Source organism: Ralstonia sp. 110700041-2 (assembly GCF_056280165.1).
In genome coordinates this window covers 1-26,219 of sequence record NZ_JBSFAI010000008.1, presented here as the reverse complement: position 1 = coordinate 26,219, position 26,219 = coordinate 1, and the positions used below count along the sequence as shown (strand labels likewise).

24 protein-coding genes and 1 pseudogene are annotated in these 26,219 nt (G+C 63.9%); 7 read left to right on the top strand and 18 right to left on the bottom strand.

The features are described from left to right. Positions 1–65: 65 nt before the first annotated feature. Positions 66–683, bottom strand: a complete 618-nt coding sequence (gene tmk, locus ACUXH0_RS13270) for a dTMP kinase (protein ID WP_004626900.1) — start codon at positions 681–683, stop codon at positions 66–68. Further along, a complete protein-coding gene (gene mltG / locus ACUXH0_RS13265) occupies positions 680–1,678 on the bottom strand; it encodes an endolytic transglycosylase MltG (RefSeq protein WP_012435555.1) in 999 nt (332 codons plus the stop codon). Before mltG ends, tmk begins: the two co-directional genes overlap by 4 nt. Positions 1,679–1,810: 132 nt before the next feature. On the opposite strand from mltG, the gene ygfZ reads away from it, so the two are divergent. From ygfZ to ACUXH0_RS13250, 3 genes are all read left to right on the top strand, one after another. Then, positions 1,811–2,851, top strand: a complete 1,041-nt coding sequence (gene ygfZ / locus ACUXH0_RS13260; RefSeq protein WP_004626904.1) for a CAF17-like 4Fe-4S cluster assembly/insertion protein YgfZ — start codon at positions 1,811–1,813, stop codon at positions 2,849–2,851. Positions 2,852–2,864: 13 nt separating this feature from the next. Continuing rightward, entirely contained in the window at positions 2,865–3,155 is a 291-nt protein-coding gene (locus ACUXH0_RS13255; protein WP_182594170.1) for a DUF4936 family protein, read from the top strand. A 128-nt stretch (positions 3,156–3,283) separates the two neighbouring features. After that, on the top strand, positions 3,284–4,099 hold the full coding sequence (locus ACUXH0_RS13250; RefSeq protein WP_004626909.1) for an NRDE family protein: 816 nt from the start codon (positions 3,284–3,286) through the stop codon (positions 4,097–4,099). Positions 4,100–4,110: 11 nt separating this feature from the next. Here ACUXH0_RS13250 and ACUXH0_RS13245 read toward each other — a convergent pair whose 3' ends face one another. Beyond that, the gene (locus ACUXH0_RS13245) at positions 4,111–5,013 is read right to left on the bottom strand and encodes a sterol desaturase family protein (protein WP_012435557.1); all 903 of its coding nucleotides are present in this window, start codon (positions 5,011–5,013) and stop codon (positions 4,111–4,113) included. A gap of 98 nt (positions 5,014–5,111) precedes the next feature. On the opposite strand from ACUXH0_RS13245, the gene ACUXH0_RS13240 reads away from it, so the two are divergent. Next, complete coding sequence (locus ACUXH0_RS13240; RefSeq protein ID WP_182594171.1) at positions 5,112–6,017, top strand: LysR family transcriptional regulator; 906 nt, start codon at positions 5,112–5,114, stop codon at positions 6,015–6,017. On the opposite strand, the gene ACUXH0_RS13235 is transcribed toward ACUXH0_RS13240, so the two are convergent. The 3 genes from ACUXH0_RS13235 to ACUXH0_RS13225 are packed head-to-tail and all read right to left on the bottom strand — an operon-like array spanning position 6,007 to position 7,913. Next, positions 6,007–6,459 carry a GNAT family N-acetyltransferase gene (locus ACUXH0_RS13235; protein WP_004626914.1) on the bottom strand — a complete coding sequence of 151 codons (453 nt, stop codon included), beginning with the start codon at positions 6,457–6,459 and terminating at the stop codon, positions 6,007–6,009. The two genes, ACUXH0_RS13240 and ACUXH0_RS13235, sit on opposite strands and share 11 nt — an antisense overlap. A 9-nt stretch (positions 6,460–6,468) precedes the next feature. After that, a complete protein-coding gene (locus ACUXH0_RS13230; RefSeq protein WP_012435559.1) occupies positions 6,469–6,918 on the bottom strand; it encodes an acyl-CoA thioesterase in 450 nt (149 codons plus the stop codon). 14 nt (positions 6,919–6,932) lie between these two features. Further along, complete coding sequence (locus tag ACUXH0_RS13225; protein WP_012435560.1) at positions 6,933–7,913, bottom strand: alpha/beta hydrolase; 981 nt, start codon at positions 7,911–7,913, stop codon at positions 6,933–6,935. Between the two features lie 109 nt (positions 7,914–8,022). On the opposite strand from ACUXH0_RS13225, the gene ACUXH0_RS13220 reads away from it, so the two are divergent. Then, complete coding sequence (locus ACUXH0_RS13220; RefSeq protein ID WP_012435561.1) at positions 8,023–9,171, top strand: iron-containing alcohol dehydrogenase; 1,149 nt, start codon at positions 8,023–8,025, stop codon at positions 9,169–9,171. A gap of 9 nt (positions 9,172–9,180) precedes the next feature. Here ACUXH0_RS13220 and ACUXH0_RS13215 read toward each other — a convergent pair whose 3' ends face one another. The 12 genes from ACUXH0_RS13215 to ACUXH0_RS13160 form a co-directional block, all read right to left on the bottom strand. Beyond that, positions 9,181–10,107 (bottom strand): alpha/beta fold hydrolase, encoded by a 927-nt coding sequence (locus ACUXH0_RS13215; protein ID WP_012435562.1) that lies wholly within the window; start codon positions 10,105–10,107, stop codon positions 9,181–9,183. A 36-nt stretch (positions 10,108–10,143) separates the two neighbouring features. After that, positions 10,144–11,046: an SDR family oxidoreductase gene (locus ACUXH0_RS13210; RefSeq protein WP_012435563.1), complete on the bottom strand. Its 903-nt coding sequence runs from the start codon at positions 11,044–11,046 to the stop codon at positions 10,144–10,146. A gap of 56 nt (positions 11,047–11,102) precedes the next feature. Continuing rightward, positions 11,103–12,059, bottom strand: a complete 957-nt coding sequence (locus ACUXH0_RS13205; RefSeq protein ID WP_012435564.1) for a glutathione S-transferase family protein — start codon at positions 12,057–12,059, stop codon at positions 11,103–11,105. 27 nt (positions 12,060–12,086) lie between these two features. Continuing rightward, the gene (locus ACUXH0_RS13200; protein ID WP_024972680.1) at positions 12,087–12,935 is read right to left on the bottom strand and encodes a class II aldolase/adducin family protein; all 849 of its coding nucleotides are present in this window, start codon (positions 12,933–12,935) and stop codon (positions 12,087–12,089) included. Between the two features lie 97 nt (positions 12,936–13,032). Next, a complete protein-coding gene (locus ACUXH0_RS13195) occupies positions 13,033–14,043 on the bottom strand; it encodes an NADP-dependent oxidoreductase (RefSeq protein WP_012435566.1) in 1,011 nt (336 codons plus the stop codon). A 44-nt stretch (positions 14,044–14,087) separates the two neighbouring features. Further along, entirely contained in the window at positions 14,088–15,491 is a 1,404-nt protein-coding gene (locus ACUXH0_RS13190; RefSeq protein ID WP_012435567.1) for a serine hydrolase domain-containing protein, read from the bottom strand. An 81-nt stretch (positions 15,492–15,572) separates the two neighbouring features. Beyond that, positions 15,573–16,007: a PaaI family thioesterase gene (locus tag ACUXH0_RS13185; protein ID WP_012435568.1), complete on the bottom strand. Its 435-nt coding sequence runs from the start codon at positions 16,005–16,007 to the stop codon at positions 15,573–15,575. 32 nt (positions 16,008–16,039) lie between these two features. Next, positions 16,040–16,822 carry an SDR family oxidoreductase gene (locus tag ACUXH0_RS13180; RefSeq protein WP_004626936.1) on the bottom strand — a complete coding sequence of 261 codons (783 nt, stop codon included), beginning with the start codon at positions 16,820–16,822 and terminating at the stop codon, positions 16,040–16,042. A gap of 37 nt (positions 16,823–16,859) precedes the next feature. Beyond that, positions 16,860–18,728, bottom strand: a complete 1,869-nt coding sequence (locus tag ACUXH0_RS13175; protein ID WP_012435569.1) for an acyl-CoA dehydrogenase — start codon at positions 18,726–18,728, stop codon at positions 16,860–16,862. A gap of 309 nt (positions 18,729–19,037) precedes the next feature. Further along, positions 19,038–20,216, bottom strand: a complete 1,179-nt coding sequence (locus ACUXH0_RS13170) for an acetyl-CoA C-acyltransferase (protein ID WP_012435570.1) — start codon at positions 20,214–20,216, stop codon at positions 19,038–19,040. A 58-nt stretch (positions 20,217–20,274) separates the two neighbouring features. Next, positions 20,275–20,916: a bifunctional nicotinamidase/pyrazinamidase gene (gene pncA / locus ACUXH0_RS13165; RefSeq protein WP_012435571.1), complete on the bottom strand. Its 642-nt coding sequence runs from the start codon at positions 20,914–20,916 to the stop codon at positions 20,275–20,277. A gap of 39 nt (positions 20,917–20,955) precedes the next feature. Further along, entirely contained in the window at positions 20,956–23,037 is a 2,082-nt protein-coding gene (locus ACUXH0_RS13160; protein WP_024972678.1) for a 3-hydroxyacyl-CoA dehydrogenase NAD-binding domain-containing protein, read from the bottom strand. 359 nt (positions 23,038–23,396) lie between these two features. On the opposite strand from ACUXH0_RS13160, the gene ACUXH0_RS13155 reads away from it, so the two are divergent. Together ACUXH0_RS13155 and ACUXH0_RS13150 are read left to right on the top strand one after the other, a co-directional pair. Further along, positions 23,397–24,932 (top strand): amino acid permease, encoded by a 1,536-nt coding sequence (locus ACUXH0_RS13155; protein WP_012435573.1) that lies wholly within the window; start codon positions 23,397–23,399, stop codon positions 24,930–24,932. Between the two features lie 80 nt (positions 24,933–25,012). Beyond that, positions 25,013–26,128, top strand: a pseudogene (locus ACUXH0_RS13150) (amino acid permease); the annotation flags it as partial. Between the last annotated feature and the right edge of the window lie 91 nt (positions 26,129–26,219).

Sequence of the window (26,219 nt, the reverse complement as noted above, 5' to 3'; positions counted from 1 at the left end):
TCAGATTATTGATGCGAAAACTTGCCGTGGAACCATTATTTCCGTATCCGAAATTGCCTGCAAAATCAGAGCGTTGCAAGCAGATTCTCCAAGTCTTTCTGGATATCACTGCGCTCGCGGTTGGCGTTGAGCACGACAAATCGATCCGGTTCGGCTGCCGCGCGGCGCAGGTATTCGGCGCGCGTGCGCAGGAAGAACTGCGCTGATTCGGCCTCGAACTTGTCCGGCGTGCGGGCATCGGCCAGGCGCGCGGCGGCAATTTCAGGCGCCAGATCGAAGAGGATGGTCTTGGTCGGCTGCAGGCCCTGCTGTACCCAGTGCTCCAGCGCTTCCAGCCGGTCGATTGCCAGGCCCCTGCCCCCGCCCTGATAGGCGAACGTGGCATCGGTGAAGCGGTCCGAGATGACCCAATCGCCGGCGTCCAGCGCGGGCTGAATCACCTCGGCAATGTGCTCGCGGCGGCTCGCGAACATCAGCAGCGCTTCGGTTTCCAGGTGCATGCGTTCGTGCAGCAACACTTCGCGCAGTCGCTCGCCCAGCGGCGTGCCGCCGGGCTCGCGGGTGACGACCACCTTTTTGCCCAGGGGCGCGAGCTTCGCCTGCAGTTGCTGTGCAAACCACGCCAGGTGCGTGCTCTTGCCCGCGCCGTCGATCCCTTCGAATGTGATGAACTTGCCGGTCATGGTTGGCCGCGCTGATATTTGTTGACGGCCCGGTTGTGGTCCGTCAGGTTGGTCGAAAACTGGCTGCTGCCGTCGCCGCGCGCCACGAAATACAGCGCGTCGGACGGTGCCGGGTTCAGTGCCGCCTGCAGCGACGCCATGCCCGGCAGCGCGATTGGCGTGGGCGGCAGGCCGGTGCGCGTGTAGGTGTTGTACGGCGTGTCGGTCTGCAGGTCGCGCTTGCGCAAATTGCCGTCAAAGCCGGCACCGATGCCGTAGATGACCGTCGGGTCGGTCTGCAGCAGCATGTTCTTGCGCAGGCGGTTGACGAACACGGCGGCAATCATCGGCCGTTCCAGCTTCTGGCCGGTCTCCTTCTCGATGATGGAGGCCATGGTCAGCGCTTCGTACGGCGTCTTGTACGGCAGATCCAGTGAGCGCTTGGCCCAGGCATCGTTCAGACGCTTCTGCATGGCCTGGTACGCGTGACGGTACAGCTCCACGTCGCTGCTGCCCCGTGCGAAGAGGTAGGTGTCGGGAAAGAACAGGCCTTCCGGATTGGTTTCAGGCGCCCCAATCTTGCGCATCAGATCTGCATCGGACATGCCGGCCGTGTCGTGCTTGAGCGCAGGCTCTGCGTCCACCACCGCCCGCATCTGCCGCATCGACCAGCCCTCGATGACGGTGACCACGTAATGCGTGACATCGCCGCGCGCCATCTTGTCCAAGATGGACATGGGCGTCGCGCCGGTTTCCAGCGCATAGCCGCCGGCTTTCAGGCTCTTGGCGTTGCCTGTCGCGCGCGCCACCAGCGAGAACAACTGCGGTTGCACGCCCACACCGGCGCTCGCAAGCTGCTTGCCGACCGAGATCACGCTCGAGTTCGGTTTGATCACCACCTCCAGCGGCGACGCCGCCAGGCTCACCGGTTGCTGGGCCCACCACACCACGCCGCCTGCCGCCGCCAGCACAATCAGGATGGCCAGCAGGACCAAGCGTTTGAGAAAAGAGAGCATTCTGTTGCGAATCTGTGTGAGGAACCGGCCGACACCGGCGATTGCCGCACTCTTGAAATGGATAGACAGGGCACAAGCTGCCCTTCAGACAGCCCAATATAATACCGGGTCAATCTCAGGCCGCCCCGCACCATGAATGATGTCTTCCACGATTTTGTCGATACGCTGAGCTTTCCTCCGCTCGACGTGCAATTTGATGCCGCCACGCGCGGCAGCGTGCTGTGTGCGCCGACCGATCTGGCGCGCATCGCTGTCGAAGGCGCCGATGCCGCCGAGTTCCTCCATAACCAACTCACCAACGCCGTGACCGGCCTGGGCCTGAACCAGGCGCGACTGGCGGGCTATTGCTCGCCCAAAGGACGGCTGCTTGCCACCCTGCTGGTATGGCGCCAGGCCGATACGATCGTGCTGCAGACAGACAAGCTGATCGCGCCCGCGTTGACCAAGCGCCTGTCGATGTTCGTGCTGCGCGCCAAGGCCAAGCTGCGCCCGATGGACGAGTTCATCGCCATCGGCGTCGCCGGGCCTGACGCGGCGGAAGCGCTGCGCGAGGCTGGTGCCGTGCTGCCTGAACCCGATACCGTCAACGCGGTGGCGCAGCAGCCTGCCACGGTCGGCCAGCAATTCGGCGCCGTCGTCCGCCTGCCGGATGCCGGCGGCCGCCCGCGCTATCAATGGATGGTGCATGCCGAGCACTTCCAGGACGCCTGGAAGACGCTGTCGTCGCGGCTGTCGCTGGTCGGCACCGAGGTGTGGGATTGGCTGAGCCTGCAGGCAGGTGTGCCGCACATCACCCTGCCCACACAGGAGCAGTTCGTCCCGCAGATGGTGAACCTGGAACTGCTGGGCGGCGTCGATTTCCGCAAGGGTTGTTATCCGGGGCAGGAAATCGTGGCACGCAGCCAGTATCGCGGCACGCTCAAGCGGCGCATGCAGCGCGCGCACGTCAATGCCCCCACGTCGGCCGGCGCCGAGGTCTACAGCGCAGCCGATCCGAACCAACCGTGCGGCATGGTGGTCAATGCAGCCATGGCGCCGGATGGCGGGACCGATCTACTCGTCGAATTGAAGCTGGACGCCCTCGACACCGTCATCCACCTGGCCACGCCGGACGGCCCGATGCTGACGCTGCAAGAACTGCCGTACGTCATTCCCGCTTCAGAAAACGCCTGATACCGCCCCCACCATGGCCGACCACCTGTTCGTCTACTTCCGCATCGCCGAGCGTGACGCTGCCAATGCCCTGCCGCGCTGGCAGCGTTGGCTCGATACCGTGGAAGAGGCGACCGGCGTGGCCGGCGCGTTGATGCGCCGGCCCGAAACGCGCGACGGCCAGGCCACATGGATGGAGTCCTACGACGACGTCCCGCCTGCGTTTGCGACCACGCTGGCGGCCCTGTGGGAAACCTGCGGCCCGCGTGAATTCGTCGCGGGTGAACGCCATGCAGAGCTGTTTGTCGATCTGGAAAACAGCTGACGGCGTCCTGCCGCAATCGACATCGCAAAAATCCGGCAGGCTGCTATGCTTGGCCGAAGCCCGCGCGACACAGGTCGTCACATTGACCATTGGTCGTTCGTTGCGCGGCATGTTCAAAGGAAGTGCTCATGTGTTTGATTCTCACGGCCTGGCACGCCCACCCCGCCTACGCGCTGGTGGTGGCCGCCAACCGGGACGAATTCTATGATCGCCCTGCCGCGCCGCTGGCGTGGTGGAGCGACGCGCCCAATGTCCTGGCCGGGCGTGACATGGCCCAGGTGGTCGGTCACGCAGGCACGTGGATGGGCATGACGCGTGACGGCCGCTTTGCCGCGCTGACAAACTACCGCGCGCCGTCCGAGCGCCGGCCCGATGCACGCTCGCGCGGGGAACTCGTCTCGAATTTCCTGATGGCGGACGACATGTCGGTGCCCGCCTATCTCGATAGCCTCGCCGCACGCGACCGTGCCTACAACGGCTACAACCTGCTGACCGCCACGCGCGACGAACTCTGGTGGACGAGCAACCGCGCCGAAGCGCCGCGCAAGCTCGCGCCCGGCCTTTACGGGCTGTCCAACGCATTGCTCGATACGCCGTGGTTCAAGGTGCGGCATCGCATGGCTGCCTTTGCCGAAGCGCTGGCCGCAGATACGGGCCGGCACGGCAACGCGCTGGACGTGGCGCGCTATCTCGATCTGCTATCGGAAGCGCGCGAAGCACCGACCGGCGCTTTGCCCGCCACAGGCGTGGCCCCTGAATGGGAGAAGCTGCTATCCGCCGCCTTCATCCGCTCGCCGCGCTACGGCACGCGTGCCAGCACCATCCTGCGCATCCGCCACGACGGGTGCTTTGACGTGACCGAGCGCCGCTTCGACGCCCAGGGCCAGATTGGCGAAACGCGCTATCTCGGCGTGCTCGATACCGTCACGCACGCCGATACCTAGGCGCTGCCCACTCAGGCTGCTTCCTGCTTGGCGCTCGCGGCCTGGTCCACTTCCATTTCGGTGATGGCCGCGCCGCCCGGGCGCAACGCCGACTGTTCGCGCCTTGACTGCACCAGCGGATAGAACATCTGCGCCGTCCAAGGCTCTGCGCCGAACAGCACGTCATCCTGCAAGCCGATCTGCGCGGGATATTTGCGCGTGATATGCGCCGTGCCGAATAGGACATCCCAGAAAAACAGCAGGTTGCCGAAATTGCCCTTGTAGTGGCCGATGCCGTCGGCGTTGGTGAGCGCGTGATGCGCCCAGTGCGTGGCGGGCGTGGAAATCGTCCGCTCGATCACCCACATCAGCGGACGCAGCGCGCGGATGCGGTACAGCGGTGCGTCCCAGGGCCAGGCGCAATGCGCGCCAACAATGACAGTCAGCTTGACGACCAGGTACGCCGCATAGACCGGCCCAAAGCCCAGGTACACCGCCACGCCGCCAATCCACAGGCCCGGCATCATCAGGTAGTAGAAGAAGTTGTTGCGGTACGTAATACGCACGCTCATGTAGGAAGCGCTGTGGTGCGCGCGGTGCAACGGCCACAGCAGCGGCGTGTGCGAAGCACGGTGCCAGAGGTATTGCGTGAGGTCGTCGCCGATCAGCAACAACCCCGTCATCGCCCACCAGGGCAGATCCGCCCACGCGTTGTGCTGCGCCGGAATGAGCCAGTTACAGAGTGCATTGCTGCCCAGCAGCGCGATCGGCTGCGTCACTGCAACGAGGCTGATGAACATCAGCACTTCCAGCCAGGCATCGTTGGCCGTGGCGCGGCCGCGCACGTTGGCTTGGTAGCGCCGTGTCACGAACTCCATGGCGGCAAATCCGAGGATGCAGGCGACGATCAGCGCGTGCTCCATGTGCGAACTCATTGGTGTCTCCTCGCTTGTTGTGGAGACAAGCCTAGGAGGGCGATACCAATGCGTCCAATGCATAATTAACATTCATTCAATGCAAAGTACGCAACATCATGGATTTGCGACGCCTCAGCCACGTGGTTGTCCTTGCCGACACGCTGCACTTCGCACGTGCCGCGCAAGCGGTGCATCTGAGCCAACCCGCATTCAGCTGGAGCATCCAGGCGATCGAGGATGATCTCGGCATTCGCCTGTTTGATCGCGAAACCGGCGACGTGCGCCCCACTCCCGCCGGCGAATTCGTCATCGAACGCGCGCGGCGCCTGCTGTTCGAGGCGCGCTGCCTGCAACGCGATGTTGATCTGTATCGCGACAGCCAGCTTGGCGACACGGCCTTCGGTGTCGGGCCACTGCTGACGGCCACGCTCATGCCGCAAGCGCTGCAGGAATTGCGGCAGCAACATCCTCAGGTGGCGCTGCGCATGGAAGTCGGCAATTGGGTGCAACTGCTGGAGAGCCTGCGCAGCGAGAGCATCGAATTCTTCGCCGCCGACGTGCGCGACATGCCGAAAGACGCCGCGCTGGATATCCAATTGATTGGAGGTCAGCCCCCGCACCTGTACGTGCGGGCCGGCCATCCGCTTGCAGGGCGCACGCACACGCTGCGCGAAGTTTGGGAATACGGCATTGCCGTACCGAAGCTTCTGAGCCCGTCAAAGGTGGAACTGGCGATGCTGCTTGGCCTGCCGGCAGGACAGGAAGCCAGCATCGCGCTGGAATGCGACAACTACGGCGTACTGAAGACGGTCGCGCTCACGACAGACACCGTCCTGGGTGCCACGGACGCTGCGGTAAAGGCGGAGCTGGAGACCGGCACGCTGGTGCGGTTGGCAGTGACGGGGTGGCTTTCGCCGCCGTCCAAGACTGGGATTGTGCGGCTGCACGGCAGAACTGCGTCGCCGGCGGCGCAGGCGGCCATCGCAGCCATTGTGCGGGCCGCCCAGGACATCAACGTGTAAGCACGCGGCGCATGGTCCGGTGCGGAATGCCGGCCTCCTCGAACTCCTCGCCCTCGGCCGTAAAGCCTGCGCGCGAGTAGAACGGCATGGCGTGGGTTTGTGCGTTCAGGATCAGCTCGGGATAGCCAAGCGACTGCGCCTTGTCGATCAAGGCTTCCAGCACGCGTGCGCCAACGCCCGTGCCTCTCGCCTCCTTGCGCACCGCCATCCGGCCGATATGGCCGTCGGGCAATAGGCGGCCAGTGGCGACGGGGCGCCCCGCCGTATCGTGTGCCAGCGCATGCCAGCACTCGTCATCCCACTCGTCCCATTCCAGTTCAACGGGCACGCCTTGTTCGATGACAAACACGTCGTAGCGGATGGCGCGCGCTTCTTCGCGCACGGCATCCCAGCGCTCGACTTCAACACCGGCAAGCGGGCGGACAGATTCAGGGGCGGTCATGCTTCGTTCTCACACTTCAGGCTTCAGAACTTCAAAATTGAGGATGCGTTCGCGCAGCGTCTCGGGAATCGGCGCGGAGGTCTGCGTGGCCATGGGTGTGGCTGGACGGGCGCACACATAGATGACTTCGCCGGTGACGAGGTGTTCGTCTGCGCGATACATCTCGATGATAAAGCGCATGCTGGAACGGCCGAGGCGCGCCACCCGGCAGCGCAGGTCCAGCTCGTCGTCAAAGCGCGCGGAGGCGTGGTATTCGAGCGTGGATTTGACCACGTAGAAATCCACGCCAAAGGTGTCGACCACATCCACCGGATACCGCACGCCGATGCTGCGCCAGTATTCGGTGATACACACATCCGCGTACAGCAGGTAGTGGCCGTTGAAGACGATGCTCTGCGCATCGACTTCGGCCCAGCGTACGCGCAGCGGCGTGCTGTGACGGAAATCCTCGATCGCCATGCGGTCTCCTCTCGTTATAGGGATTCGGTCTCGGTGCCGAAGGCTCGGCGTAGCGCGTCGGCGGCATCGCGGTGCGCGTCTTCCACAGCCGGCACGAAGCGCCCGATCTTGAAGAAGTCGTGAATCATGCCTTCGTACAGTTTCAGCTCGACGGGCACTTCTGCCGCGCGCAGCTTGTTGGCGTAGCCGATGCCCGCATCGCGGATCGGGTCGAAGCCGGCCACGGCAATCCAGGCAGGGCAGACGCCGGTCACGTCCGCGCCATGGCCGCCTGCATCGAGCGGGGCGAAACGCCAGTCGTCGCGGTCGGCATCACTGCGCAGGTATTGAGAGAAGAACCAGTGGATCATGTCCTGCGTCAGCAGGTAGCCCTCGGCAAACTCACGGTGCGACGGCGTGGATTCACGCGCGGTGGTGCCGGGGTAGATCAGCAGCTGCAGCACAGGTGCCAGGCCGCGGTTGCGTGCCTCGATGGCGCTGATCGCGGCCAGCGTCCCGCCCGCGCTGTCGCCGCCGAATGCGATGCGGGCTGGGTCAGCGCCCATGGTGGGGGCTTCATCGAACACCCACTGCAGCACGTCGAATGCGTCGTTCGCTGCGGTCGGAAATTTCCAGTCGGGCCCAAGCCGGTAGTCCACTGACAACACCATCGCCCCCGATTTGGCCGCCAGCGACCGGCAAAGCTGGTCGTGCGTCTTGATGCTGCCCACGGTAAAACCACCGCCGTGGAAATACACCAGCAGGGGCAGCGGATCGGCCCAACTGGCCTCGCGCGCTGCGTACGTGCGGACAGGGATGGCATGGCCATCGCGCGCCGTCACCGTCAGGTCATGCACAGCTTCCAGCGCGATGGGCGGGATGTCGACGATGGGGCTGCTTTTTTCGTAGGCAATCTTGGCGTCGGCTGGGTCAAGGGCATTCAGCGGCGGACGCTTGGCACGCGCAACCAGATCGAGCAACTGGGCGACGTGCAGGTCGAGAGACGGGTGCTGCATGAGGGCGGGAACTGAACGATCGTTCTAATTTGGCTATCATCGGAGTATCCATTGAACCACGCCCGCACGACAAGACGGGCGATGCAGACCAACACCCTCTGGAGACAGCATGGCCCTCATCTTCTACCTCACGCACGTTCACCTTGGCTTCGGCACCATCAATGAACTGAAAAGCGAATGCGCACGCGTCGGCATCCGCCGGCCGATGATCGTGACCGACAAGGGCGTAGCCGCCGCAGGGCTGGCACAGCGCGCCATTGACGCCACGGGCGGCTTGCCCGTCACCGTGTTCGACGAAACGCCCTCCAACCCAACCGAGGCGATGGTGCTGAAAGCCACCGCACAGTATAAAGACGCCGGCTGCGACGGGCTGATCGCCATTGGCGGCGGTTCGTCGATCGACCTGGCCAAGGGCATCGCCATTGCGGCCACGCACCCGGAACCGCTCACCACCTACGCGACCATCGAGGGCGGCAGCACGAAGATCACGGAAGCGGCAGCGCCGCTGATTGCGATTCCCACGACGGCCGGCACCGGCAGCGAGGTGGCGCGCGGCGCGATCATCATCCTGGAAGACGGCCGCAAGCTCGGTTTCCACTCCTGGCATCTGCTGCCCAAGTCCGCCATCTGCGATGCGGAACTGACGCTCGGTCTGCCGCCCGCGCTGACGGCCGCCACTGGCATGGACGCGATCGCGCATTGCATCGAGACCTTCCTGGCCCCGGCGTTCAACCCGCCCGCGGACGGCATCGCCCTGGATGGTTTGGAGCGCGCATGGGCCAACATCGAACGCGCCACGCGCGATGGCACTGACCGCGATGCGCGCCTGAACATGATGAGCGCGTCGATGCAGGGCGCGATGGCGTTTCAGAAGGGCTTGGGGTGCGTGCATTCGTTGTCGCACCCGCTGGGCGGCGTGAAGGTCGACGGCAAGACTGGGTTGCATCACGGCACGCTGAATGCGGTGGTGCTGCCGGCGGTGCTGCGCTTCAACGAAACGGCCGAGACGGTGGTGCGCGACAACCGCTACGCCCGCATGCGCCGCGTGATGAACCTGCCGGCGGGCGCCGACCTTGCCCAGGCCGTGCACGACCTGACGGCGCGCCTGGGTCTGCCGACCGGCCTGCGCCAGATGGGCGTGCCCGAAGATGCGCTGGAACACGTCGTGGAAGGCGCCCTGCTCGACCACTGCCACAAGACCAACCCGCGCATCGCCACAGCGGACGACTACCGCCGCATGCTGGCGGAGTCGATGTAACGCGGGCGTTCAGGAAACGAACGACCGGATCAGCGCATTAACGCGCTCCGGTTGTTCGTGCACGACCCAGTGCGTGCCGTCGGGAATGCGCTCCAGGCGCATGTCAGGAATGAAGCGTTCCAACCCGTTGAGCAGGCTTTTCGGCAGCGCCATGTCCATCTCGCCCCAGATCACGAGCGTGGGCACCTTCACAATAAACGCCTCGGGCGGCATCTGGTCGATGCGCAACGGCGCCGTGCCCTCGGTGGGCGGGTGCAACGGCGAGGCGCGGTAATAGTTGACGCCGCCGGTCAGGCCATGCGAGCCGCCTTCGCCCGGCTGGCTCCAGGCGGCGTGATAGCGCGCCCGCACCTCGGGCGTGAACCATTCGGCCACGGGCTGGCCCATACCGCTGAAGAAGCCCTCGAGCTTTTCGAACTCGTTGGCGGCCAGCGCCTCCTCCGAGCCCGGCTGGCGTAGCCAATTCATATACGCTGATGAAGCCTGCTGCGCGGGATCGCTCAGCAGCGCATTCGCAAACACCCACGGGTGCGGCGAATTGACGATCACCAACCGCTCGACCAACTCCGGATGCTGAATGGCAAGGTTCCAGCAGATCGCCCCGCCCCAGTCATGCGCGACCACAATCGCTCGCTCATAGCCGAGCGCCGCGATGAACTGCTCCAGATCCTGCACGAGAAATTTCGGTCGATACGCATCCACCGCAGCCGGCTTGCTCGACAGGTTGAACCCACGCATGTCGGGCGCTACGGCAAAGTGCGTGGCGCCAAACGCAGCCAGCTGCGCTTCCCACTCGTACCAGAACTCCGGAAAGCCGTGTACGAACAGCATCAGCGGTGCGCCGCGCTTGCCGGCGCTGGCGTAATGGAGCCGCGTGCCGTTGGGCAGATCGGCGAATTGCGATTCCGTGATGGCGGCAGCCGTTGCAGTGTTCATGGCGATCTCGGCGTTATGGCAGTCGTGGAGGTGGGGTTACCCGCGCAGCGCATCGACCAGACGCGCACGCACGTCTGGCTTGCCTTCAAACGGATCGGACGGATTGCGCTGCGAGACGATGTCTTCAAAACGATGCTGCACGGGCGCCAGCGCGTGTGGGTGCGAGTAGATGTAGAAGCCCGCGTTGCGGATCGCATCGAAGGTCATCTGGCCGACCTGCTCGGCGGTGACCTTGCCGGAGCTGACCGCCTTTTCCGACATGGCGCGCGAAACGAGCTGCGACTTGGTGGGCGGCGCCGTGTTGGCCAGATCCTGTGGGCGGTTGCGGTCAGACTGCGTGATGCCGGTCGGCACGAAGTACGGGCACAGCACCGAGCAATGGATCTGTTCGGTGACCAGGCTCAAGTCCTGATACAGCGATTCGGACAGCGCCACCACCGCGTGCTTGGACACGTTGTAGATGCCCATGGCCGGCGCATTCAGCAGCCCTGCCATCGACGCCGTATTGACGATATGACCCTCGTAAGACGGATCTTTCTTGGCGGCTTCGAGCATCAGCGGCGTGAAGATGCGTACACCGTGGATGACGCCGTGCAGGTTCACGCCGAGCACCCAATCCCAGTCGCGCTCGGTGTTCTCCCAGATCAGCCCGCCCGCACCCACGCCGGCGTTGTTGAACAGGAGGTTGACCTTGCCGAACGCCTTGATGGCGGCATCGGCCAGCGCTTGCACGTCTTCCACCTTCGACACGTCGACGCGCAGGCCGATCACTTCCACGCCCTGCGCCGAGAATTCGGCCACGGCGGCATCCAGCGCATCCTGCTGGATATCGGCCAGCACCAGCTTCATGCCCAACCCGGCACCAATCTTGGCGAACTCCTTGCCAAAACCCGACGCACCGCCCGTGATGACGGCCACACCGCCTGCGAATTGCTTCATACGTGTCTCACTGATGTCGTTGTAGTAGGAAAGGCGATCGAGATGGCAAAGCCGTGTCAGCCTGCCGCCTCGACCTTGCGCACGGCATAACCCACGCGCGGAAAATGCACCACCACCTGGCCGACGCGCGGGTCTTCGCGCAGCACGCCAACGCTGTCGCGCGTGGAGACGACGAGGTCCCCTTCGACAGGATCGACGCCGTAGTCGACCGCCGCCACCGTCACGCGCGTGCCTTTGGGCACGCCGTAGCTATCGTCGAAGGTAGCGTTCGTTTCCGTCAGCGCACGCGGTGTGGCGGCCCTGGCAACGTCCAGCGCCTCGGCCGGGGTCATCGGTTGCGCTTGCGAGTGCCCGAACGCCGCAACGCGATGCATCCATGCCACGACTTCCGGGTGCGCATCGAGAATACCGGCCACCGCCGTCGCACGGCGGATGAACCACAGGCAGTGGTAGACGGAAAAATCGGCCACGGTTGGCTGCTCGCCAAACAGGAAGATGCGTTCGCCCGTGGCGAGTTGACGTTGCAGCTGCGCCAGGAAAACATTCAGCGTGGCGGTGGCTTCCGGCAGCGGCGTGCGCAAACCGGTGCCACCCGCACGCATCGCCTTGCGGTCTTCCACGAAGGCTTTGACGTATGCTTCTGGCGCGTCGCCAAACAGGCTCTGGAAGCCCGCCGGTTGCGTCACGAATGTCGCTGTAGCCCAGAACAGCGCCGTATCGGCCCACTGCGCCATTGAAAACACCGCAGCGGCATGCTCTGCGGGATACAGCGTCGGCGCGGGATGGATGGACTCCAGCGTCTGCGCGATCAGCGCGGTATCGCAATAGATGTCCGCGCCGATCTGCAGGAACGGTGTACGCCGGTAGCCGCCGGTGAGCGGCATCACATCGGGCTTGGGCAAGATCGGCGGCACCGTGACGGACTTCCACGGCTGGTCTTTGTAGCCGAGGATCAAACGCACCTTCTCAGAAAACGGCGAGGTGGCGTAGTGATGCAGGATCAGGTCCGTCATGCGGGCTCCAGAAATGTGCGTTGCCGATCAGTCGAGCAGATCGGGTTGTTCTTTGACGATGCGCGCATACAGCGGCTGGAACTGGAACCACCCCGCCTGCGCCGATCCGACGATGGAATACGCCTGGCGGGCAGCGGCATCGGAAATCGTGCGTAGTGCGTCGCCGGTGCGCGCCGCAGCGGCTTCGGCCAGCAACTGCACCTGGCAGGAGCGCTCCATCGTGATGAACCACCACGCTGCTTCGTCGACCGTCTTGCCGACCGTCAGCAGGCCATGGTTCTGCAGGATGGCGGCCTTGTTGTCGCCCAGCGCTTCTGCAATGCGCTGGCCTTCGTCCAGCTCGACCACTACGCCGCCGAAATCGTCATACACAGCGTGGTCGCCATAAAAGGCGCACACGTCTTGCGTAAGCGGGTCGAGTTTGCGGCCGAGCGTCGACCACGCCCGTCCGTACGTGCTGTGCGAGTGCGCAGCGGCCACCGCGTCGGGGCGCGCCTGGTGCACGCGCGAGTGAATCGCAAACGCTGCGGCGTTGACCGGGTAATCCCCTTCCACCACGTTGCCGTGGTGATCGCAGCGGATCAGGTTCGATACCGTCACCTGGCTGAAATGCACACCGAACGGGTTCACCCAGAAGCTGTCCTGGTGTTCCGGATCGCGCGCAGTGATGTGTCCGGCCACACCTTCGTCGAAACCGAATTTGGAGAACAAGCGAAACGCCGCAGCCAGGCGCTGTTTGCGATGCAGGCGCTCTTCTTCAACGGTGGCAAATTGCGGCGGGCGCGGCAGGTTGCGATAGCGCGCGGCAGCCTCGGGGCTGAGACTGGCGGCCATGCTGTCGGGCCGCTTGGCTTGGGTGGTTGCAGGTGCGTTCATGGTGTCTCCTTCACGCGTTCGTTGTGGGTGGGGCCATTCTGTGGCGGCCCTCGCCCAGCGGACTGTCAAGCGATTGACAGTCCGCGTGCGGCGCAGCTCAAACCAGCTTGACGAGTTGCTTGCCGAAGTTCTTGCCCTTGAGCAGGCCCATGAATGCTTCCGGTGCGCTCGCCAAGCCCTGTGCCACGCTCTCGCGGAATTTCAGCTTGCCCTGCGCCACGAAGCCGCCCAGCTCGCGCAGTGCTTCCGGCCACACGTCCATGTGTTCGGAGACGATGAAGCCCTCGATGGTCAGGCGCGACACCAGGATCAACTGCGGGTTCTGCAGCGGCAGCGGCTGACCGTCGTAGCCGGCGATCATGCCGCACATGGCGATGCGGCCGAACGCGTTCATGCGGGAGAGCACCGCATCCAGGATCGCGCCACCGACGTTCTCAAAGTACGAATCGATACCGTCGGGCGTCGCTTCCTTGAGCATCTTGTACAGCTCTTTCGCGTCACTGGCGGCCTTGTAGTCGATGCAGGCGTCAAAGCCCAGTTCGTTGACCACGTAATCGCACTTGTCCTTGCCACCGGCAAAGCCCACCACGCGGCAGCCCTTGAGCTTGGCAAGCTGGCCGACCACGCTCCCCACCGCGCCCGAAGCGGCGCTCACGGCCACGGTCTGGCCGGGCTTCGGCAGCATGATCTTGTTCAGGCCATACCACGCCGTCACGCCCGGCATGCCCACCGAGCCGAGATACGCCGACAGCGGAATGTGGCGCGTATCGACCTTCTGGATGCCGCGGCCGTCCGACACGCCCATTTCCTGCCAGCCGAACATGCCGACGACGTTGTCGCCCACGGCAAACGACGGGTTCTTGGACGCTTCCACCACGCCCACCGTGCCGCCGATCATCACTTCATCCAGCGGCTGCGGTTGTGCATACGACTTGCTGTCGTTCATGCGGCCGCGCATGTACGGATCGAGCGACAGGAAATGGTTGCGCACCAGCACCTGGCCGTCCTGCAGCTCGGGGATGTCCACCGTCTCCAGGCGGAAATTGTCGGGCGTCACGGCCCCTTGCGGGCGCGAAGCCAGAACGATGCGCTGATAGGTCTTCGACATGAAAAACGCTCCTGAATATCGGATATCGGTGTTGGTTCGGGTTGTTACTTGTGTTGCATGAAGTACTCGGCCAGCGCCGCATAGGCGCGGTGCGTGACCGGATCATTGGCAGCATTGGCAGCGATCGGGTGCGAGGCGTAGCGCACGATCGTCATCTGGGCCACCGGATCAATATAGATGCGCTGGCCATGGATGCCGCGCGCTTCGAACGTGTGGTGCTCGTTGCTCGAAACCCACCACATGTTGCGATACGAATAGCCGGGCAGCGTCGTGTAGCCTGCCTTGGCAAACTTGGCCGGGTCGCCGCCCCGGCGAATATCGTCGATCACACTTTTGGGCAGGATCTGCTTGCCGTTGAAGCGGCCGTCGTCGCGGATCATCTCGCCAAAGCGCGCCAGATCGCGCAGCGTGGTGTTCAGGCCACCTCCGCCCGATTCGGTACCGATGCTGTCGATCGAGAAGTACGCGTCATCCTGTGCCCCCATCGGTTGCCAGATGCGCTCGGACAGCAGCGCCGCCAGCGATTTGTTCGACGCACGGCGCACGATCCACGCCAGCGTTTCGGCGTTGACGGTCTTGTACGCGAACTCCGCGTCGTGCTCGCCTTCCTTGCGCAGCGTCGTCAGGTAATCGTAGAAATTGTCAGGGCCCTTGTAGCCCGCCGGCCGCGGCAGCATGCCGCCGGCGCGGGCGTAGGCCCAGACATCGGCGTTCGGGTCGGCGTAGTTTTCGGAATAACGCACGCCCACCGTCATGTCCATGACCTGGCGCACAGTGGCGTCGCCATAGGCCGTGTCCTTCAGCTCCGGCACGTACTGCGTCACCGGCGCGGCCGGATCGAGCTTGCCGTCGGCCACCAGCATGGCGGCTAGCGTGCCGACAAACGATTTCGTGACCGACATGGCGATGTGCTGCGTATGCGCATCGAGCGCGCCGAAGTAACGCTCGTAGACAACCTTTCCCTTGTGCATGACGAGGATGCCGTCGGTGTAGGTCAGCTTGAGCGCCTCGGCAAACGTGCGGCGAGTGCCGTTCGGATCGGTAAACAACACGCCGCTGATATCGCGCTCGGCGCGCGGCAGCTTGCTGACCGGACCGTCGCCGCGCCACACCACACGCGTCGGCACAAACTCGCGCATGTGGCTATAGCCGTAGCGCGTGCGCGGGAACATGTTGCCCGCCAAGTCAAAGCGGATGATGCGATCGGGCGGCGGCGGAAAGCCCTGCATCCAGCCCATCCTGCTCGGATCGGACTCGTCGGCCGTGAGCGGTTTCTGCATCGGCGGCGTCGGTGCGGGCGGCGCCTGCACGGTGGTTTGCGTGTCGCCGGCCGGTGCGGCAGCCGGTGCGGAACTGGAGGCGCATCCTTCCAAGGTCATGGTCAGTCCGGTGCAGCAAAGCAGAGTGATGGCAAGGGCAGACGCCGTCCGCCGCGCGGGTTGTTGCATGGGTGTCTCCGTGGTTGCTCTTCTTGTGTGTCGGACGCTATCCGGTGTGCAACTGGGTACTCCAACTGCGGTGTTGTCTGATCAGCCGTCCGCACCGGGTTCGGGCGTGCGCGGCGGTGGCATGCGCTTGACGAACTTGAAGGTGCCCGAACCGCGTGCGACCAGCTTGTCATCTGCGTCACGCACCTCGCCTTCGCAGAACGCCATGGTGGTGGACTGATGCACGCAACGGGCGCTCGCCTTGAGCGTGCCGCGCCCGGGCTGCATGAACGCCGTCTTCATCTCGATCGTCACCACGCCGCGGCCATGCACGTCGGCCGATCGGCCGGCCATGGCCATGGCGACGTCGAGCATCGTCATGGTCACGCCGCCGTGGGCCATTTCCCAACTGTTCATGTGCTCGGCTTCGAGTGCAAGTTCGACCACGCCCTCGCCATCGGCCACCTTCAGGCAGCGCATGCCGAGAAGCTTGAGGAAAGGGATGTCGATCGGAAAACCGTTGTTGTCTGCGTTCATGCTGCGTCAGAAAGAGTAAGAAGCAGCCGAAATTAGACCACGCTCACGCCGCCGTCGACGGCGAGGATCTGGCCCGTGATGTGCTTGGACGCATCCGACGCGAACAGCGCGGCCACGCCCTTGAGGTCTTCGTCGTCGCCAATGCGGTGCAGCGGCGAGCGTTCGGCTAGCTTGTCCACGCCGAGCTTCTCTAGCGAGCCGCGCGTCATCTTCGACGGGAAGAAGCCAGGTGCAATCGCATTGACGGTGATGTTGTGCTCGCCCCACTCGCCCGCCAGCGCGCGAGTGAAGTTGACCACCGCACCCTTGCTGGTGTTGTAGGCGATCGTATCCAGCGAGCCCGGCGGGTTGCCCTTCAGGCCTGCAATCGACGCCACGTTGACGATCTTTCCGTACTTGCGCGGGATCATCGAGCGCTTGCCGATCTGCTGCGTGAGCAGGAACAAGCCGCGGATGTTCAGGTTCATCACCTTGTCCCACGCTTCGACCGGGTGGTCTTCAGCCGGTGCGCCCCACGTCGCGCCCGCGTTGTTGACGAGAATGTCGACGTGGCCGAGTTTGGCCAGCGCCTCGTCGGCCAGGCGCTGGATGTCTGCTTCGACGGCGCCGTCGGCGGCGATCCAGTCGGCCTCGATGCCGAGGGATTTCAGGTGCGCCTGCGCTTCCTTCAGCTCATCGGCCTTGCGGGCAGACAAAACGATGCGCGCGCCCTGCTCGCCCAATGCTTCGGCAATCTGCAGGCCGAGCCCGCGCGAGCCGCCGGTGATCAGCGCCGTCTTGCCGGAAAGATCGAAGAGGTGTTTCAGCGTACCCATGGTGTCTCCTGTGTCTCGTTGTGGTTGTGCGATGCCGTCAGAACCAGGCGTCCTGCATGTCCAGCGTGGTCGTGTCGAGCGAGCCCAGCAGCACGATCTGCGGGTCGATCTTTGGCAGTTCCCACTGGAAGAAATAGCGCGCGGCCTGCAGCTTGCCGCGGTAGAAATCAGCGTCTTCGCCTTGGGCGTTCGGCAATGCCTTGGCGGCGGCCAGCGCCTGCTCCAGCCAGATCCACGCGACGACGACGTGGCCGAACGCTTCCAGATAGACCGAGGCATTCGCCAGCGTCACGCGCGGGTCGCCGGCGGCCCACAGCGTCTGCGTGACCTTGGCCAGTTTCTGCGTCGCCATGCCGAGCGCACGGCCGTAGCCGACCAGCGTTTCATCGTCAGTTTCCAACGCACGGCCGACGGTGGCCTGCACGCGCTCACCGAGCGCGGCGAAGGCAGCGCCGTCCTGCATCACGACCTTGCGGCCCAGCAGGTCCAGGCCCTGGATGCCGTGCGTACCTTCGTGAATCGGGTTCAGGCGGTTGTCGCGGTAGAACTGTTCGACGTTGTATTCGCGCGTGTAGCCGTAACCGCCATGCACCTGGATCGCCAGGCTGTTGGCCTCCAGGCACCACTGCGACGGCCAACTCTTGGCAATCGGCGTGAGGATGTCGAGCAGCAGACCGAGCTTGGCGCGTTTGGCTGCGTCGGTTTCCCCGCGTTCTTCATCGACGAGCTTGGCGCAATACAGGTTCAGGCCGAGCGCGCCTTCCACATACGCCTTCTGCGCCAGCAGCATGCGACGCACGTCGGCGTGATCGACGATACGGATCTGCGGAGATGCTGCATCCTTGCCCGATGGCCCGACCGGGCGGCCCTGCGGGCGATTGCGCGCGTAGTCCACCGCGTGCAGATAACCCGTGTAGCCAAGCATCGTTGCGCCCATGCCGACGCCGATGCGCGCCTCGTTCATCATGTGGAACATGCATGCGAGACCCTTGTGCGGCTCGCCGACGAGGTAACCGATGGCGCCAGGGCGCGGCTGGCCATCTGCGCCCTTCGGACGGAACTGCGTGCCCTCACCAAAATTTAGCAGGCAGTTGGTCGTGCCGCGATAGCCCATCTTGTGGTTCAGGCCGGCGAGCACCACGTCATTGCGCTCGCCGAGCGAGCCATCGGCGTTGACGAGGAACTTCGGCACGATGAACAGCGAGATACCCTTCACGCCCGGAATCAGCTTGCCGTCCGGGCCGGGGATCTTCGCCAGCACAAGGTGGACGATGTTTTCCGACAGCTCATGTTCACCGGCGGAGATCCACATCTTGTTGCCGGTTAAACGGTACTGCGCGCCGAGCGGCGATTCGCCCTCGTACTCGGCCCGCGTGACGATGTCCGAGAGCGACGAGCCGGCCTGCGGCTCCGACAGGCACATCGTGCCGTAGAAGCGGCCTTCCATCTCGGGCTGTACAAACGTTTCGATCTGCGCGGGCGTGCCATGCGCGAGCAGCAGATTCGCGTTGCCGATGGTGAGGAATGGATACGAACTGGTGCCGACGTTGGCAGCCTTGAAGAAACCGAAGCCGGCTTTTTCGACCACCGTGGGCAGTTGCATGCCGCCACGTTCAAAGTCTTGCCCGGCAGCCATCAGGCCCGCTTTGTTGAAGGCGTCCAGCGCTGCCTTGACCTCGGGAATGATGTGGACCTTGGTGCCGTCGAAGTGCGGTTCTTCTTGGTCGTTTTTCTTGTTATGCGGAGCAAACAGATCCGTTGCGATGCGCTCGCAGGTGTCGAGCGCGGCGTCGAAGGTTTCGCGGGAGTGGTCGGCGTAACGGGGAATGCTTGTGAGTGACTCAACGTTGAGCCATTCGTAGAGCAGGAAGCTGAGGTCGCGGCGGGATAGCAGTTTCGAGGACATGATGTTGGTGCATCCTGAGTTTCGTCCCCTGCCGGGGCCGACTCACTTTCTTTGTCTTGTCAAAGAAAGTAAGCAAAGAAGGCGCGCCCGAGATGGCGCAAGATTCCTTGAATTTCCGTAACCGGGCGGAGAAGGTCCGAAACTCGCCGCGCTTAGACAGCAGTCCTTCTTTTTTCCGCCCGCTTAAAGAAATTCAAGGCGTCATCTAGGGCGAGAGCGGCCCAACCATCTGGGTGCATGCTCTGGCGATCAAGCCAGTTCCAGCGGAAACAAATCAGGCTCCCGTTTTGAGGGGGAGCCTGCTTGGCTTTAGAGCACCTCGAACAGGCCGGCTGCGCCTTGGCCGCCGCCAATGCACATGGTCACGACCACGTACTTGACGCCGCGGCGCTTGCCTTCGATCAGCGCGTGGCCGACCAGGCGTGCGCCCGACACGCCGTACGGATGGCCCACGGCGATGGCGCCGCCGTTGACGTTCAGGCGGTCCATCGGGATGCCCAGCTTGTCTGCGCAGTACAGCACCTGCACAGCAAACGCTTCGTTCAGTTCCCACAGGCCAATGTCTTCAACCTTGAGACCCGCCTTCTTCAGCAGCTTGGGCACGGCAAAGACGGGGCCGATGCCCATTTCGTCCGGCTCGCAGCCGGCCACGGCGAAGCCGCGGAACACGCCGAGCGGCTGCAGGCCCTTTGCGGCTGCCACCTTGCCATTCATGACCACAGCAGCGGATGCGCCGTCGGAGAATTGGCTGGCGTTGCCGGCCGTGATCACGCCGCCCGGCATGGCCGTGCGAATCTTCGACACGCCTTCGAGCGTGGTGTCAGCGCGAATGCCTTCGTCGGCTGAGATCGTGACTTCGCGCGTCATGAGCTGGCCGGTCTTGGCATCGGCCACGCCCATCACCGTGGTCATCGGGACGATTTCGTCGTCGAACTTGCCGGCGGCAGCGGCGGCAGCGGCGCGCTGCTGGCTTTGCACGCCGTACTCGTCCATGCGCTCCTTGGCGATGTTGTAGCGCTTGGCGACGTTCTCGGCGGTCTGCAGCATGCTCCAGTAGATTTCCGGCTTGTGCTTGTTGAGCCAGCCTTCGGTCATCATGTGGCGGTTCATTTCCTGCTGCACGCACGAGATGGATTCCACGCCGCCCGCCACGAAGATGTCGCCTTCATCGGCAATCACACGCTGCGCCGCCATGGCGATGGTCTGCAGGCCCGACGAGCAGAAGCGGTTGACGGTCGCGCCCGGCACGGTCACGGGGCAGCCGGCACGCAGGGCGATCTGGCGAGCGATGTTGGCGCCCGTTGCGCCTTCCGGGTTCGCACAGCCCATCAGGATGTCTTCCACTTCGCCCGGCTCGATCTTGGCGCGCTCGATGGCGTGCTGAACCGCATGGCCGCCCAGCGTGGCGCCGTGCGTCATGTTGAAGGCGCCCTTCCAGCTCTTGGCCAGGCCGGTACGTGCGGTGGAAACGATGACTGCTTCGGTCATGGTGTTGCTCCTCGTATCTGGTGGCGGGCGCGGCTCCGGCAGCGCCCGATGTGTTCCGTTATCCGTTCAAGACTGTGTGCGACTGCAACCGCGCGATGCCCGCATCCGTCATGCGTTGCCACGCCTGCGCCAGCGAACCGTTGAGGTCGATCGCGCGACAGGCATCCTCGATGACGACCACTTCCAGCCCCGCCGCACGCGCATCCAGCGCCGACCACGCCACGCAAAAATCCGTGGCGAGGCCAACGCAGAACACGCGCTCGACCCCAAGCTCGCGCAGGTAGCCGAGCAGGCCGGTCGGCGTCTTGCGATCCGCTTCAAAGAATGCGGAATAGCTGTCGATGTGCGGGTGATAGCCCTTGCGGACGATCAACTGGGCATGCGGCACATTCAGCCCATCGGCCAGCGCGGCACCTTTGCTGTGCTGCACGCAGTGGACCGGCCACAGCACTTGCTGCCCGTACGGCAAATCGATCGTGCCAAACGGCTGCGTGCCCGGATGGTTGGCCGCGAACGAGACGTGCTCGCTCGGGTGCCAGTCCTGCGTCAGCACAGTACGACCAACGGCCCCGAATGCCTTGGCGAGCAGGTTGACGACCGGGATGACCTGGTCGCCGTCCGGCACGGCCAGTGCACCGCCGGGCAGAAAATCGTTCTGCACGTCGATGATCAACAGGCAATCGGTGGACGTCAGTTGCATGGTGGTTCAGTCGCGTCAGTCGATTGATTAGCTGCTCATTCAGCCATTAAAGCCCTTGCCTTCATCGGCCAGCTTCTGCAGCAGCGGGGCAACCTTCCACGCTTCACCGTGGTAGCCCTTGCTGTAGCGGTGCATGGCTTGCGCGACGTTGTACAGGCCGACCGTGTCTGCGTAGAGCATCGGGCCACCGCGGAACAGCGGGAAGCCGTAGCCGGTCAGGTACACCATGTCGATGTCGGAAGCCTTGGAGGCAATGCCCTCTTCCAGGATCTTCGCGCCTTCGTTGACCAGCGCGAACACCAGGCGCTCGACGATTTCCTCGTCCGAAATCTTGCGGCGCGTGATGCCCAGATCCTTCGAGTGCTGGACGATCATGTCGTTGACCTGCTGGTTCGGATACGGCTTGCGGTCGCCCGCCTTGTAGTCGTACCAGCCGCCGCCGGTCTTCTGACCAAAGCGGCCCATCTCGCACAGCAGATCGGCGGTCTTCGAATAGACGATGTCCGGCTTGTCCACGGCGCGGCGCTTGCGGATGGCCCAGCCGATGTCGTTGCCGGCCAGATCGCCCATGCGGAACGGGCCCATGGCAAAGCCGAACTTCTCGATGGCCTTGTCGACCTGCTCGGGCAGCGCGCCTTCGTCCAGCAGGTAGCCGGCCTGGCGGCTGTACTGCTCGATCATGCGGTTGCCGATGAAGCCGTCACACACGCCGGAAACAACGGCCGTCTTCTTGATGGCCTTGGCCAGCTTCATGACGGTGGCCAGCACGTCCTTGGCGGTGTCCTTGCCGCGCACGACTTCCAGCAACTTCATCACGTTGGCCGGGCTGAAGAAGTGCATGCCGACAACGTCTTGCGGGCGCTTGGTGAAGCTGGCGATCTTGTCGACGTCCAGCGTGGAGGTGTTCGACGCCAGGATTGCGCCCTGCTTGACGACTTCGTCCAGCTTCTTGAACACGACTTCCTTGACGCCCATTTCTTCAAAGACGGCCTCGATGACGAGGTCAGCATCCTTGATGTCGTCGTAGGACAGCGTCGGGGTCAGCAGGGCCATGCGCTGCTCGACCTTCTCTTGCGTGAGCTTGCCCTTCTTGGCGCTGTTCTCGTAGTTCTTGCGGATGGTGGCGACGCCGCGGTCCAGCGCTTCCTGCTTGGTTTCCAGCATCGTGACCGGAATGCCTGCGTTGAGGAAGTTCATCGAGATGCCGCCGCCCATCGTGCCAGCGCCGATCACGGCAACCTTCTCCACCTTGCGCACTGGCGTATCTTCCGGCACATCGGGGATCTTGCTTGCAGCGCGTTCACCAAAGAAGGCGTGGCGCAGTGCGCGCGATTCGGACGTATTCACCAGTTCGATGAACAGGTCGCGTTCAAACTTGATGCCGTCGTCAAAACGCTTTTCCACGGCGGCCTGCACGGCGTCAACGCACTTGCCCGGCGCCGGGAAGTTCTTGGCGACGGCCGCGACGGTGTTGCGCGCAAATTGCAGGAAACCTTGCGGATTGTCGTGCTCGACCTTGCGATCGCGCAGCTTCGGCAGCTTGCCCTCGGCTGCGGCCTTCAGTGCGAAATCGATGGCACCGGCCATCAGGTCACCTTCGATCATCTGGTCGAACAGACCGCTCTTGGCGAGCTTTTCCGACGGGATGGCGTTGCCGGAAACGATCATGTTCAGCGCCGGCTCCAGGCCGATTGCGCGCGGCAGGCGTTGCGTACCGCCCGCGCCCGGCAGAATCCCCAGCTTGACCTCGGGAAGCGCAATTTGTGCGCCTGGTGCGGCCACGCGGAAATGGCAGCCCATCGCCAGTTCCAGCCCGCCGCCCATCGCCACCGAATGGATGGCCGCCACGACCGGCTTGCTGCTCGACTCGACTGCCTTGATGACAGCGTGCAGCGTCGGCTCTTGCGTGGCCTTGGGCGTGTTGAACTCGCGGATATCGGCGCCGCCCGAGAAGGCCTTGCCCGCACCGGTGATCACGATGGCCTTGACGTTGGCGTCGTCGCCCGCTTTCACCATGCCTTCAACGATGCCCAGGCGCGTGGAGTGGCCAAGGCCGTTGACGGGCGGGTTGCTGAGCGTGATGACGGCAACGCCGTCCTGGACCTTGTACTCCGCAGTCATGCTGGTTCCTTTGGTGATGCGAGGGCCGGCAGATCAGGCGCACCGTGCCTCGCGGTTGAACTGTCTCTCAACTATCGTTTTTTTAACGCGCGGTAAGGCCGCGACTCGACACAGAATACACAAAATAGCACGGTCGTTCAATTTTTATTTTTGCGCTGCACGGCGCCGTCTGGCGGGCGATTCGGCACGCCCCGGCAAGTTCAAACGCGGGTGCTGCAGCATGGATTTTTTGCCCGCTACGTGACGGTTTTGATAGAGTCGCGCATTTCGTTTGCCGGGTGCCCATCAGGCGCGGGAACGTCTCGTCACATTTCGTCGATTTGATTCGCGATCCGAGCAAAATCGACCACTCTGTATCCATGTCAGAACACGCTACCCCGTCTTCAGAGACGCCGGGCTTGCGCCGCACCTTGCGCGCGCGCCATCTCACCATGATCGCCATCGGCGGGTCGATCGGCACCGGGCTCTTCGTGGCCTCGGGGGCGTCGGTCTCGCAGGCCGGCCCCGGAGGCGCCCTCGCCGCTTACATCCTGATCGGGGCGATGGTCTACTTTCTGATGACCAGCCTGGGCGAACTTGCCGCCTATATGCCGGTTTCCGGGTCCTTCGCCACCTACGGCGCGCTGTACGTGGACGAAGGCTTCGGCTTCGCGCTCGGCTGGAACTATTGGTACAACTGGGCCGTAACGATTGCCGTTGAACTGGCCGCCGCACAGCTCGTCATGCATTACTGGTTTCCCGATGTGCCGGGCGTGCTGTGGAGCGCCGTGTTCCTCGCCATCATGTTCCTGCTCAACGCCATCTCGGTGCGCGGCTTTGGCGAGGCGGAATACTGGTTCGCGCTCATCAAGGTCGTTACGGTCATCTTCTTTATCGGCATTGGCCTGGCGATGATCTTCGGGATCATGAAGGGCGGTCCGCAATCGGGCCTGCAGAACCTGACGATCGGTGATGCGCCGTTCGTGGGTGGGCTGCCGGCGATGATCGGCGTGGCGATGATCGCCGGGTTCTCGTTCCAGGGGACGGAGCTGATTGGCGTGGCGGCCGGCGAATCGGCCGACCCGGCGCGCACCATTCCACGTGCGGTCAAACAGGTGTTCTGGCGGATCCTGCTGTTCTACGTGCTGGCGATCTTCATCATCGGCCTGCTGGTGCCGTACACCGATCCGAATCTGTTGTCGACGGAAGTCACCAACATTGGCGTGAGCCCGTTCACGCTGGTGTTCAAGCATGCTGGCCTGGCCTTTGCCGCCGGGCTGATGAATGCGGTGATCCTGACCGCGGTGCTGTCGGCGGGCAACTCGGGCATGTATGCATCCACGCGCATGCTCTACAACCTGGCCACTGAGGGCCGCGCGCCGCGTATCTTTGCGCGACTCACCCAGAACGGTGTGCCGCGCAATGCACTACTGGCCACGACCGCCGTTGGCGCGCTATGTTTCCTGAGTTCGCTGTTTGGCGACAAGACGGTCTACCTGTGGCTGCTGAACACCTCTGGCATGACCGGCTTCGTGGCGTGGCTTGGGATTGCCGTGAGCCACTATCGCTTCCGCAAGGGACTCGTGGCGCAGGGGCACGATCCGGCGCAGTTGCCGTACCGCTCCAGGTTCTTCCCATATGGCCCGTTGTTCGCGTTCGGGTTGTGCCTGGTCATCACGCTGGGCCAGAACTACCAGGCGTTCACCAGCGGCACCGTCGATTGGCCGGCGGTGATCGCCACGTACATCGGCATCCCGGTCTTCTTCCTGATCTGGATCGGCTACCGGCTGGTGCGTGGCGGCGGCATTGTCCGTTACCCGGACATGCACTTCCCGCGCCCGCCCGTGTTGCGCGATTCGCTGGCCGGCCAAGACCCCGGCCCCGAATTGCCGATCGTGGCAAACAGTACACAGTAACCATCCCCCCGCTCCGCCAGCCGTTTGCACAGCATCCGGCCGGCGCTTTTATTGGGGCGCCCGCTCCGGCGCTACCGGCTATGCATACACCCATCACCCCCACCGGGCTCGAAGCCCAATCCGAACTGCGCCGACGCCTGCGCTCGCGCCACCTGATGATGATCGCCCTGGGCGGCGCCATCGGCACGGGGCTGTTCGTCGCGTCCGGCGCGTCCATTGCCCAGGCCGGCCCCGGCGGCGCACTGCTGACCTACACGCTGATCGGCGTGATGGTCTATTGCCTGATGACGAGTCTTGGCGAGCTGGCGGTACATCTGCCCGTCTCGGGTTCGTTCGTGACTTACAGCCGCCTGTATGTCGAAGAAGGCTTTGGCTTTGCGCTGGGATGGAACTACTGGTTTGCACTGGCCGTGTCCGTTGCGGTGGAATTGGCGGCCGCGCAACTCGTGATGAAGTACTGGTTCCCGGGCATCTCGGGCATGGTCTGGAGCGCCGCATTCCTGCTGCTGATGTTTGGCCTCAACGCCTTCTCCGTGCGCGGCTTCGGCGAGGCGGAATACTGGTTCTCGATGATCAAGGTGGTGACCATCATCGTGTTCCTGCTGATCGGCCTGGCGATGATCTTCGGCATCATGCACGGCGGCCCACAGTCGGGTTGGCAGAACTTCACCGTGGGTGATGCGCCGTTCGTGGGCGGTGTGCCTGCCATGGTGGGTGTGGCGATGATTGCCGGGTTCTCGTTCCAGGGTGTCGAAACCATCGGCGTGGCCGCCGGCGAGGCGGAGAACCCCTCCCGCACGATCCCCCGCGCCATCCGCCAGACGTTCTGGCGCATTCTGCTGTTCTATGTGCTGGCGATCCTGATCATTGGCGTGCTGCTGCCATACACCGACCCGAACCTGCTGCGCAATGAAGCGACGGACGTCGGCGTCAGCCCGTTTGCGCTGGTGTTCCAGCACGCGGGCCTCGCGTTTGCGGCCGGGATGATGAATGCGGTGGTGCTGACCGCGCTGCTGTCGTCCGGCACGTCGAGCCTCTATGTGTCGACGCGGATTCTGTACGATTTGGCGCTCGAAGGCCAAGCGCCGCGCTGGTTTGCCAAGGTATCTACCAATGGCGTGCCGCATCGCGCGCTGCTTTCCACGTCCGCTGTTGGCGCGCTGTGCTTCTTCAGCTCTTTGTTTGGCGATCAGGTGACCTGCCCCCGGTTTTAGTACGAAGCACAGTTAGAGTCCGAGGTTAAAAACTCTTGCTCATGCCCCTGCGCAAACTGCATCGGGGTCAGGT

Coding starts and splice junctions, on each gene's coding strand:
- tmk (WP_004626900.1), bottom strand. CDS start 683: ATGACCGGCAAGTTCATCACATTCGAAGGGATCGACGGCGCGGGCAAG.
- ACUXH0_RS13255 (WP_182594170.1), top strand. CDS start 2,865: ATGGCCGACCACCTGTTCGTCTACTTCCGCATCGCCGAGCGTGACGCT.
- ACUXH0_RS13170 (WP_012435570.1), bottom strand. CDS start 20,216: ATGACCGAAGCAGTCATCGTTTCCACCGCACGTACCGGCCTGGCCAAG.
- ACUXH0_RS13235 (WP_004626914.1), bottom strand. CDS start 6,459: ATGACCGCCCCTGAATCTGTCCGCCCGCTTGCCGGTGTTGAAGTCGAG.
- ACUXH0_RS13200 (WP_024972680.1), bottom strand. CDS start 12,935: ATGAACGCACCTGCAACCACCCAAGCCAAGCGGCCCGACAGCATGGCC.
- ACUXH0_RS13160 (WP_024972678.1), bottom strand. CDS start 23,037: ATGACTGCGGAGTACAAGGTCCAGGACGGCGTTGCCGTCATCACGCTC.
- ygfZ (WP_004626904.1), top strand. CDS start 1,811: ATGAATGATGTCTTCCACGATTTTGTCGATACGCTGAGCTTTCCTCCG.
- ACUXH0_RS13175 (WP_012435569.1), bottom strand. CDS start 18,728: ATGTCCTCGAAACTGCTATCCCGCCGCGACCTCAGCTTCCTGCTCTAC.
- ACUXH0_RS13250 (WP_004626909.1), top strand. CDS start 3,284: ATGTGTTTGATTCTCACGGCCTGGCACGCCCACCCCGCCTACGCGCTG.
- ACUXH0_RS13205 (WP_012435564.1), bottom strand. CDS start 12,059: ATGACGGACCTGATCCTGCATCACTACGCCACCTCGCCGTTTTCTGAG.
- ACUXH0_RS13230 (WP_012435559.1), bottom strand. CDS start 6,918: ATGGCGATCGAGGATTTCCGTCACAGCACGCCGCTGCGCGTACGCTGG.
- ACUXH0_RS13185 (WP_012435568.1), bottom strand. CDS start 16,007: ATGAACGCAGACAACAACGGTTTTCCGATCGACATCCCTTTCCTCAAG.
- ACUXH0_RS13210 (WP_012435563.1), bottom strand. CDS start 11,046: ATGAAGCAATTCGCAGGCGGTGTGGCCGTCATCACGGGCGGTGCGTCG.
- pncA (WP_012435571.1), bottom strand. CDS start 20,916: ATGCAACTGACGTCCACCGATTGCCTGTTGATCATCGACGTGCAGAAC.
- ACUXH0_RS13155 (WP_012435573.1), top strand. CDS start 23,397: ATGTCAGAACACGCTACCCCGTCTTCAGAGACGCCGGGCTTGCGCCGC.
- ACUXH0_RS13225 (WP_012435560.1), bottom strand. CDS start 7,913: ATGCAGCACCCGTCTCTCGACCTGCACGTCGCCCAGTTGCTCGATCTG.
- ACUXH0_RS13240 (WP_182594171.1), top strand. CDS start 5,112: ATGGATTTGCGACGCCTCAGCCACGTGGTTGTCCTTGCCGACACGCTG.
- ACUXH0_RS13245 (WP_012435557.1), bottom strand. CDS start 5,013: ATGAGTTCGCACATGGAGCACGCGCTGATCGTCGCCTGCATCCTCGGA.
- ACUXH0_RS13220 (WP_012435561.1), top strand. CDS start 8,023: ATGGCCCTCATCTTCTACCTCACGCACGTTCACCTTGGCTTCGGCACC.
- ACUXH0_RS13215 (WP_012435562.1), bottom strand. CDS start 10,107: ATGAACACTGCAACGGCTGCCGCCATCACGGAATCGCAATTCGCCGAT.
- ACUXH0_RS13190 (WP_012435567.1), bottom strand. CDS start 15,491: ATGCAACAACCCGCGCGGCGGACGGCGTCTGCCCTTGCCATCACTCTG.
- mltG (WP_012435555.1), bottom strand. CDS start 1,678: ATGCTCTCTTTTCTCAAACGCTTGGTCCTGCTGGCCATCCTGATTGTG.
- ACUXH0_RS13195 (WP_012435566.1), bottom strand. CDS start 14,043: ATGTCGAAGACCTATCAGCGCATCGTTCTGGCTTCGCGCCCGCAAGGG.
- ACUXH0_RS13180 (WP_004626936.1), bottom strand. CDS start 16,822: ATGGGTACGCTGAAACACCTCTTCGATCTTTCCGGCAAGACGGCGCTG.